The 8,880-nt window shown below is 46.6% G+C and carries 12 protein-coding genes; 5 read left to right on the top strand and 7 right to left on the bottom strand.

Annotated elements, in window-relative coordinates:
• Together BGL89_RS13195 and BGL89_RS13200 are read right to left on the bottom strand one after the other, a co-directional pair.
• On the bottom strand, positions 1–223 hold a 223-nt coding region (locus tag BGL89_RS13195; protein WP_286826090.1), incomplete at its 3' end, for a helix-turn-helix domain-containing protein.
• Positions 199–360 (bottom strand): hypothetical protein, encoded by a 162-nt coding sequence (locus BGL89_RS13200; RefSeq protein WP_286826091.1) that lies wholly within the window; start codon positions 358–360, stop codon positions 199–201. The genes BGL89_RS13200 and BGL89_RS13195, both read right to left, overlap by 25 nt.
• A gap of 8 nt (positions 361–368) precedes the next feature.
• On the opposite strand from BGL89_RS13200, the gene cbiT reads away from it, so the two are divergent.
• The 3 genes from cbiT (at position 369) to cobA (ending at position 3,514) form a co-directional block, all read left to right on the top strand.
• Complete coding sequence (gene cbiT / locus BGL89_RS13205; RefSeq protein ID WP_149988633.1) at positions 369–959, top strand: precorrin-6Y C5,15-methyltransferase subunit CbiT; 591 nt, start codon at positions 369–371, stop codon at positions 957–959.
• A gap of 48 nt (positions 960–1,007) precedes the next feature.
• Positions 1,008–1,919: a phosphatidate cytidylyltransferase gene (locus tag BGL89_RS13210; RefSeq protein ID WP_286826092.1), complete on the top strand. Its 912-nt coding sequence runs from the start codon at positions 1,008–1,010 to the stop codon at positions 1,917–1,919.
• Positions 1,920–1,996: 77 nt separating this feature from the next.
• Positions 1,997–3,514: a uroporphyrinogen-III C-methyltransferase gene (cobA, locus tag BGL89_RS13215; RefSeq protein ID WP_286826093.1), complete on the top strand. Its 1,518-nt coding sequence runs from the start codon at positions 1,997–1,999 to the stop codon at positions 3,512–3,514.
• Positions 3,515–3,809: 295 nt separating this feature from the next.
• Here cobA and BGL89_RS13220 read toward each other — a convergent pair whose 3' ends face one another.
• The 5 genes from BGL89_RS13220 to bchM all read right to left on the bottom strand — a co-directional run bounded on the left by BGL89_RS13220 (position 3,810) and on the right by bchM (position 6,572).
• Positions 3,810–4,157, bottom strand: coding sequence for a carbon dioxide-concentrating mechanism protein CcmK (locus tag BGL89_RS13220; protein WP_286826094.1), 348 nt, complete (start codon positions 4,155–4,157; stop codon positions 3,810–3,812).
• A 104-nt stretch (positions 4,158–4,261) separates the two neighbouring features.
• Entirely contained in the window at positions 4,262–4,570 is a 309-nt protein-coding gene (locus tag BGL89_RS13225; RefSeq protein ID WP_002732196.1) for a carbon dioxide-concentrating mechanism protein CcmK, read from the bottom strand.
• A 51-nt stretch (positions 4,571–4,621) separates the two neighbouring features.
• Positions 4,622–5,116: a peptide-methionine (S)-S-oxide reductase MsrA gene (msrA, locus tag BGL89_RS13230; protein WP_286826095.1), complete on the bottom strand. Its 495-nt coding sequence runs from the start codon at positions 5,114–5,116 to the stop codon at positions 4,622–4,624.
• Positions 5,109–5,876, bottom strand: coding sequence for a 3-methyl-2-oxobutanoate hydroxymethyltransferase (gene panB / locus BGL89_RS13235; RefSeq protein WP_286826096.1), 768 nt, complete (start codon positions 5,874–5,876; stop codon positions 5,109–5,111). Before panB ends, msrA begins: the two co-directional genes overlap by 8 nt.
• A gap of 3 nt (positions 5,877–5,879) precedes the next feature.
• Positions 5,880–6,572 carry a magnesium protoporphyrin IX methyltransferase gene (gene bchM / locus BGL89_RS13240; RefSeq protein ID WP_286826097.1) on the bottom strand — a complete coding sequence of 231 codons (693 nt, stop codon included), beginning with the start codon at positions 6,570–6,572 and terminating at the stop codon, positions 5,880–5,882.
• 591 nt (positions 6,573–7,163) lie between these two features.
• Between bchM and BGL89_RS13245 the strand changes: the two genes are divergently transcribed.
• Positions 7,164–8,444, top strand: coding sequence for a S8 family serine peptidase (locus BGL89_RS13245; protein ID WP_286826098.1), 1,281 nt, complete (start codon positions 7,164–7,166; stop codon positions 8,442–8,444).
• A 137-nt stretch (positions 8,445–8,581) separates the two neighbouring features.
• Positions 8,582–8,794: a hypothetical protein gene (locus tag BGL89_RS13250; protein WP_286826099.1), complete on the top strand. Its 213-nt coding sequence runs from the start codon at positions 8,582–8,584 to the stop codon at positions 8,792–8,794.
• The last annotated feature ends 86 nt before the right edge of the window (positions 8,795–8,880 follow it).

The following is an 8,880-nucleotide window of genomic DNA, read 5'->3' on the forward strand; positions in this document are numbered from 1 at the left end:
CAAAGAAATTGGTAAAAGCTGTTTGTAGGTGTCTTAACCCTTGTTGTAAAGGTACACAGCTTACTTCATTGAGAAAGTCTAATTCTTCTTGTTTTTTCCACTCGGTTAGCATTGAAGAAGTTTGAGCGTAGCCTACTCTTTCTTGCTTTTCGTACCATGTTTGTGTTCTGACATGGAGAGCTTTATTGTAAACCAATCTTACACAGCCCAAGGTGCGCCGCAATAGCGACTCTTGTTCGGGTGTGGGGTAAAATCGAAACCAATAGGCTTTCTCCATGTATTATATTCTAGCATATATCGTGTAAATGCGCTAGTATTTAACAGTAAAGCCGTCGTAGAACGACGGGGTTTCAGACCCAAAATTTTCGATGACTTGGTTATATAAAACCCCCGGTATTCCCGATGAATTGTTTGAACGTTTGCCTGGGATTCCCTTGAGTAAACGCGAGGTGAGATTATTGATGATTTCCGCTTTGAGGTTAGGTGATGGGGGGGTTTTCTGGGATATCGGGGCGGGAACTGGCACTATTCCCGTTGAAATTGGCTTATTATGCCCCAATAGTCCGATTATTGCCATTGAAAGGGATGAAGAAGTGGCCAGTTTAATCCGCCGTAATTGCGATCGCTTCGGGGTAAAAAATGTTACGGTTTTTGAAGGCAGCGCTCCCGATTGTCTAGCCAATATATCCCTAGCACCCGATCGCGTCTGTATCGAGGGCGGCAAACCGATTAAATCAGTCCTGCAAGAAGTGTGGCAATACCTGAAACCCAACGGCCGCATCGTGGCTACGGCCAATAATTTAGAAACCCTCTATCAATTTTCCGAAGGCTTTTCTAATTTACAGGCGCGTAATATCGAGATCGTCCAAGCGGCAGTAAATCGCCTAGAAACTAGGGGTATTCACCAAGTTTTTGCCGCCGTTGATCCCATGTTCATCCTGAGTGGCGATAAACTTTAATTGGGGATAACCTTCCATAAAGTTTTCTTAATCCATATAATTAGAACAATGCCGCCTAACTTCTCTGGATTAACCATGCCTTGGCCACGCATTGTCAGCGCTATTTTTGCTATTGCCTTCGCACTGGGAATTATTATCGTTGGGGGTTGGTATTTCACCCTCGGCATCGGTGTTATCGTCTTTTTGGGACAATTGGAGTATTTTCGCTTAGTTCGCGCTAAAGGCATTGAACCGGCCGCTAAAACCACTCTCGTAGTTTCGCAATTATTACTACTGACGGCAACTATGGCAGCCCCCCTCACCGATGCCATGTTTCCCCTTGCTGGGGCGTTAATTTGTTTTTATCTGCTCTTTCAGCCAAAAATGGCGACAATTGCCGACATTTCCACCTCAATTCTCGGTCTGTTTTATGGTGGTTACTTACCTAGTTATTGGATTCGTTTACGGGTCGGTTTTTCTCCTGAAAGTAATCCTGTGGCTATGGCCAGTAACTTACCCCTGATGGGATATTGGCCAGAATCGTGGATGGAACCGAAATTATTCCCGGCCGCTTTGACGGTGACTTTTCTAGCTTTCGGTTGCATTTGGGCCGCCGATATCGGAGCTTACATCATGGGAAAATGGTTAGGTAAAACCAGTTTATCGCTGATTAGTCCCAAAAAAACCGTGGAAGGTTCCTTTTTTGGCATTTTAGGCAGTATAGCGATCGCCGAGTTGGGTGCTTGGTATTTAGATTGGCCCTATTGGCAGCTGACCGGCTTAATTTTGGGCTTATTAATTGGTATTGTCAGTTTATTGGGTGATTTGACCGAATCGATGATGAAACGCGATGCCGGGGTCAAGGATTCCGGGCAGTTAATCCCCGGTCACGGTGGTATACTCGATCGCACTGATAGTTATGTGTTCACCGCTCCCCTAGTATATTATTTCGTCACTTTACTGCTGCCCTTGTTGCGTTAGTAGTTTGTATCTTCTCCGGTCGCTGCGCCCTTGAGTTCTCCAGTGCTAAATTAAAGATTAAACCCAAATTTGCGATTATGTCAGGAGTCGTCTATCCCCGGGGTAAAGTTTATCTTCTCGGTGCGGGAATCGGTCAGAGCAGTTTTCTCACCCTGCAAGCGCGAGCAATTTTAGCCACGGCCGAGGTTTTGCTGTATGATGCCCTAGTGGATAGTCAAATCTTCTCCCTCGTGCCGAAAACCTGTATTTTAGTCGATGTGGGCAAACGGGGAGGACAACCCGGCGCCGAGCAAAATCAGATTAATCGGATATTGGTTAATTATTGTCAAGAGGGAAAACGAGTTATTCGGCTCAAAAGTGGTGATCCGGGGGTTTTTGGGCGAGTATATCCTGAAATGTTGGCCCTAAAGCAGGCTGGCTGTGATTTTGAACTGATAACTGGAATTTCCTCCGCTTTGGCCGCTCCTTTATTAGCTGGAATTCCCCTGACCGAAAAGGATATTAGTCGCTGTTTTGCGGTCTTGAGCGCTCACGATCCCCAGTCTCTCGATTGGTCAGCTTTAGCTAAAATTGATACGCTGGTGCTATTGATGGCCGGTCAGTCTTTAGGGCAAATTATCGAGAAATTATGCCAAAATGGGCGGAATATTCACGACTCGATCGCTATTATCCGCCAGGCGGGACGCAAGGATCAACAAATTTGGCGCGGCACTTTAGAAAATATTCTCGCTCAAACCGCCGGGGTGTCCCTCTCACCCTCTATTATGGTCATTGGTCAAGTTGTGGATCTGGCGATTATGTCCTCTCCCCCACCCCTAGGAGGTAAAACTATTGTTATTACCCGTGCCGCCGAGCAAACGAGTCAATTTAGCGAAATTTTGCAAAATCAAGGCGCAGAAGTCCTAGAAATGCCCGCTTTAGAGATTCGTCCCCCCTCCAGTTGGCAAGGTTTAGACGATGCCATCGGTGAGTTAAAAAAGTTTGATTGGCTGATTTTAACTTCTGCCAATGCTGTTAATTTTTTCTTTGATCGCTTGACATTTTGGGGAAAAGATGCTAGAGCTTTAGCGACCGTAAAAATCGCCGTGGTGGGCAAAAAAACCAGCCAAGTTTTGCACTCACGAGGATTAAAGGCGGATTTTATCCCGGGGGATTTTGTCGCTGATGCTTTGGTAAACGAGTTTCCCGACCCGATTAGGGGGCAAAAATTCCTCTTTCCGCGCGTGGAAACGGGAGGGAGAGAAGTCTTGGTTAAGGAATTAACGGCCAAAGCTGGTCAGGTGACGGAAGTGGCCGCCTATGATTCCGGATGTCCCGCGCGCATGGATAGTCAGATCTGGGAAGCGTTTCGAGATGAAAAAGTCGATATAGTCACCTTTGCGAGTTCCAAAACCGTCCAGAATTTTTATCAGTTATTGCGACAAGAAACAGGAGAATTATCGGTTAATTCCCTATTAGAAAAAGTTTGTCTGGCTTCTATCGGTCCGCAAACTTCAAAAACCTGTCAAGAGTTATTTGGTCGTGTTGATATCGAGGCGCAAGAATACACCCTAGAAGGGTTGACCAGCGCTCTAATCGAGTCGAGTAAGACCTGACATCCTCGCCGCCGTAAAACAGACGGCGATTCCCAAACCTGACGATAAACAAAGCCATAAAGCTAGAAGTATTGCCGAAAATAGAGACCGAAGTTTCCCAACTCAAAGAAGATGTCAAAGACTTGAAAGAAAGGGCAACGGCTCAAATATGGGCTTTGATAGTCACTGTTATCGGTGCAACTGTTGCTTGCAGCAATTATCAAATTCGGTTTTTTGACTAAAACTTAAATCATCATTAAAAACTAAGTTGGAACTAGACAAGTTCCAACCGATCACAAAAAATTGACCTTGAATATTAACGACGAATTGGAGCGATCGCACCGTCGGCAGCAGCGCGAAAAGGTTCCACTGCCTCGCTATAATCGATCGGTAAAATAGCCACCACGTTATCGTGAGGACGGGCAATAATTACCCAGGTTTCTAAAGCTGCCCCCTCGGTTTTATTGACCGCTTCAATGCCGGCAGCCATAGCGGTTTTTACCTCCTGTACATCCCCACGAATATTGAGGGTAAAACGGGCGCTTCCTGCCCTTAAATAACCAACAATCGTGATCCGTCCTGCTTTTACCATCGCATCGGCGGCCGCTAGAATACCGGGGAAACCTTTGGTCTCGATCGATCCCACCGCGGGTTGGGCTGTCATAAATTAACTCCTAATAACAAAAATCAGATAAGTTTAATTGATAGAATCCAATCTATTTTCCAGTCTTTAACTATAGTCTAGTTTGGGGCAAATCCCTAGGGAAATTAACTGCGAAAACGGTCTGACTTAGGCGTATGCTGCACTGGTAAAACTGCCAGTACATTTTCTGGAGGATTCGGTACGATGTAATGACTGACCACATTACCACCAAAAGCGGTCATCGCCGCCGCTAATCCTGCCTCTACTGCTGGTTTAACCTCGGAAATCGGACCACGAATCGCCACCAAAAATTCGCCCCTTTCCGCTAGATCAAAATAAACTAGGGTGACTCGTCCCCCTTTAACCATGGCATCCGCCGCCGCTAAAACGGGGGGAAAACCCAACGTTTGAATGACTCCGACCGCCTCGGGCATTTTTCCTGATCTCCTGCGAAAGCAACTTTACATTATACCCCGAACCTGTCTTTATGTTTTCTTCTGGAAATCCTCGACCGCTCGCAGCAGTTTTTTCTCTAAATACTGTTGATGGGACTGATCAGCCAGATAATAATCTCCTGCGGGTTCGATCAAAGTAACGATATCCTGCTGAAACTTTCCCGATAGTTGTAGTTGACGCTTGGAAGCAGTGGCGATTAACTTTTGTTCCGGGGTGTGATAAAAAATAATCGATCGATATTGTTCTCCCCGGTCCGGTCCTTGGCGATTTAACTGAGTCGGATCATGGATTGACCAAAAAACGGCTAATAACACCTCGTAGCTTATCTCTTGGGGATTATAAGCAATTTGTGCCACTTCCGCATGACCGGTAATTCGCGATAACACATCGAGATAACTAGGATTGGGGAAATTTCCCCCCATATAACCCACAGAAGTCGCTAAAACCCCGGGTAAACGCCGAAATGAGTCCTCGGTTTTCCAAAAACAGCCGGCCCCAAAGGTAGCTTTTTCGCCGCTATTCATTTCCCCTCACATCCTTGGCAAATTCCACCACTGCTTTTGTAATTGTTTCGCTTAAATTAGCATAAACTTTGGCAAAAGGGGGAGCTTTTTCGGTTAATCCTAGAATATCCGCCGTTACTAACACCTGACCATCACAATCCTCCCCCGCACCGATACCAATCGTCGGAATGGTCAATTTATCGGTAATAGTAGCGGCTAAATTGGCGGGAATATGTTCCAAAACCAGGGCAAATACTCCCGCTTTCTCCAAGGCTAAAGCTTCCTCGATTAATCTTTGTGCATCCGATGGAGTTTTTCCCTGCTGACGGTATCCTAAGCGATGCACCGACTGGGGAGTTAATCCGATATGACCCATAACAGGGATGCCTATCTCGGTTAAACGGCTAATAGTCTCGATCATAGCGGGATAACCTCCCTCTAATTTTACCCCTTGCACTCCTGCTTCCTTTAACATCCTTCCTGCCGAGTGAATTGCCTGACTGACACTTTCCTGATAGCTGAGAAAAGGCAAATCACAGACAACTAAAGCTTGTTTTACCCCGCGAGACACGGCCGCCGCGTGGTGAATCATCGCCTCTAGGGTGATCGGTAAAGTGGTAGGATAGCCCAAAGCGGTCATAGCTAAGGAATCACCTACCAAGATAATATCAATTCCCGCCCGATCGAGCAGTCGCGCGATCGGATAATCCCAAGCTGTGAGAGTAACAATCGCGCGTTTTTGCTGCTTCCACTCGATTAATTTGCTGATGGTGACTGCCATTATTTATTCACTGCGGACAGCTTCGAGGATACGGGAAAAATAGAAACGAGTGCTAGTCATACTCGTCCGTTCAATTTTAAAGCCATTTTCGTTGAGAGCGGCGACAATAGTTTTTTCCTTGTGTTGATAGGCACGAGTGGTTTTACTCGGACCGGGGAAAAATTGACCAATTTTCTTGAGAATGGTTAATAAACAGGTTTTAGGGGCAAAACTGAGGATTAAACGGGATTGAGCTAGGGATCCCAGGTGTTTAATCATTCCTAAGGCTTCTTCTGTGGGATAGTGAATAAGAACATCAACACAGATGACTGTGTGATATTGGCCGGTTAATGCTTCTAAATCTTGAACGGCAAAGGTGAGTTTACTGGTATCTGCTAACTCTTTGGCTGCTCTTTCCTTGGCTTCTGTCACCATTTTCTCAGAAATATCACTAGCGAAAATAGTTGCGCCCGCTTTAGCGAGGGGAATACTAAGACTCCCGACTCCACAACCGGCATCACAGATCGAGAGATTAGGCAAATTGTCATCACTTTCTAACCAACCGATAACGGTATCGATCGTCTGTTGATGACCGATGCGAATATCTTTTTGTACTTTGTTAACTTCGCCATCCCCATAAATTCGGCGCCAGCGATCGAATCCTGTAGCGTTAAAATAGTCCTTGACTATGGCTTTATCGTCTAATGTGTTGGTCATAACGAAATCTAAACGAGCGGAGATGGTTATTACTTCATCCTACCGTGAAAGCCAGTTTTCCGACTGAATCATTGGGGGTTGCCGTTAGAACATGAGTATTATTTTATTCCCCCGTGCTGCCAAGCATTGTCAAAGATTTGTAAATTTTTTGACCAAAATCCTTGAGGTAATGCTAGGCTGACCTCAGAAAGAAAACCATAGCTTAATAACGATTCGGATGGGTTTTAAACTTATATGATCGGTTTGAGGCTAAATACATAAAAAAAATTGATTGAGATTCCCTAACCTAGTTCCGTTGTTTCCCAGAGCCTGAATTACTAGAAAAAATTTAACCTTGCTAGGGCTGGAGTCCATAAACAACGGTACTTAGAGACCGAAGTGAACTTAGGAAAATGGTTTCCCAAACCGTGAACATTTTGAGGGTGGGTAATTAACTGACTCATCTCTGATTTTGCCGAACCATCCTGAACAATTAAAGGATGGTTAGACCAGTGGTTGATGATTGAAAAATCTTCGATAAAAAGGCTGGTGGTTAAGCCATTTTTCCGTGATTGTATTAGCTAAAATATCCATTTTTTGGAGGTATTTTTTATGTCTGGACGAGCGAGTTTTCCCATCCCCGGGACTGCCTCAAATGAGGAAACCACGGGGCGATATATTGTTACTTTCCAAGATGGAGCAACCCCAGAAGGAATCGCCGCTCTGCGAGATGTGGCGGGGATATCTGCCTTGCCCGATGCCCGGGATTTTGCCGATTCGGCCATGGACAGTTCAGAGCTAGACGCGGCGGGAGGGGGAACCTTTCCGACTTTGGGGGTGGCAGTGGTTTCTATGGATGACTTAGCCTTGAGCAGTGTCATGAACATAGCGGGGGAAAGTTCGGCAATTTTAGCGATCGAACCCGAACGAATTTACTATGCGATCGAGGAGGGTTTATCCTCGGAATACCTCAAGGGTTATCGCGATGCCGTCAATCATCTTTATGAACAGTGCAAGGCTAAAGAAACGCCGGGAGATAAGGATCTCGCAGCCCTAGCCTTTCGCGATGATGCCCAATCCACTTGGGGATTAAAAGCCACGAAAGTAATCAATTCCCTTGGTCGCAGTGGTCGCGGTATTAATGTGGCTGTATTAGATACAGGTATGGATTTGAAGCATCCCGACTTTTTTGGGCGATCGATCCAAAGTCAGTCTTTTGTACCGGGAGAAGCGGTGCAGGATGGTCACGGTCACGGCACTCACTGTATCGGTACCGCTTGCGGATTCAAAGATGTCAACGGTCGCCGCTACGGGGTCGCCTACGAAGCGACCATTTATGCGGGCAAAGTTCTCAGTAATGCTGGCAGTGGCTCCCAAAGTTGGATTCTCGCTGGCATGGAATGGGCGATCGCGAGTCGCTGTGCGGTGATTTCTATGTCCTTAGGCAATACAGTTCCGACCCCCTCCACTGCCTACGAAACTATCGGTCGTCGCGCTCTGCAAAATGGTTGTTTGATTATTGCGGCGGCCGGCAATCACCGGCCTGGCACTGTGGGTCAACCGGCTAATAGTCCCTCAATTATGGCCGTAGCGGCGATCGATAGTAATCTGCGATTAGCCTCTTTCTCCTCTGGTTCTGGTAGTGCCCAAGGTGCTAACGTCGATATCGCTGGCCCCGGGGTGGCAATCTATTCTTCCGTACCGATGCCCCGACGTTACGACGTTTTTAACGGCACTAGCATGGCTACCCCCCATGTGGCCGGGATTGCTGCTCTCCACGCTCAAGCTTCGGGAGTGCGCGGGGCGCAACTCTGGAAGTTACTCACCTCGAAAGCCTTGCGACTGTCTATTCCCACCGTTGATGTGGGCAGTGGACTAGCCCAATCTCCTTAGCCTTCAGGGGTCAGTATTCAGGAATTAGGAGTCAGGAGTTAGGAGTTAGGAGTTAGGAGATTATTTTTATTTATTCTCCCATCTCCCCTGCTCCCCCCTCCTGACTCCCGCTCATCTTTTTACTTTCATTAATAGCCATGGAACAGATTATCGTGACGATCGATGAACAGCATTTAGCCGATATTCAGACAGTGGCCAATAATTTACAATTTCTGGGTATGACAGTAGATAATATATTATCGGTTTCCGGCATTATTACCGGTTCAGCCCGTCGATCGCTGATCCCCTCTTTAAAGGCAGTGCCGGGGGTTCTCGATGTGGAGGAAGATAAAGAAATGCGGGCGATTTGACATCCTCGCCGCCGTAAAACGGACGGCGATTCCTCACCACGCCACTTTTTTAGGGTGGTCGCGTCAATGGGGTTGACGCAGATAGC

It is taken from the genome of Microcystis sp. LSC13-02 (genome assembly GCA_002282935.1).
Lineage (GTDB): Bacteria > Cyanobacteriota > Cyanobacteriia > Cyanobacteriales > Microcystaceae > Microcystis.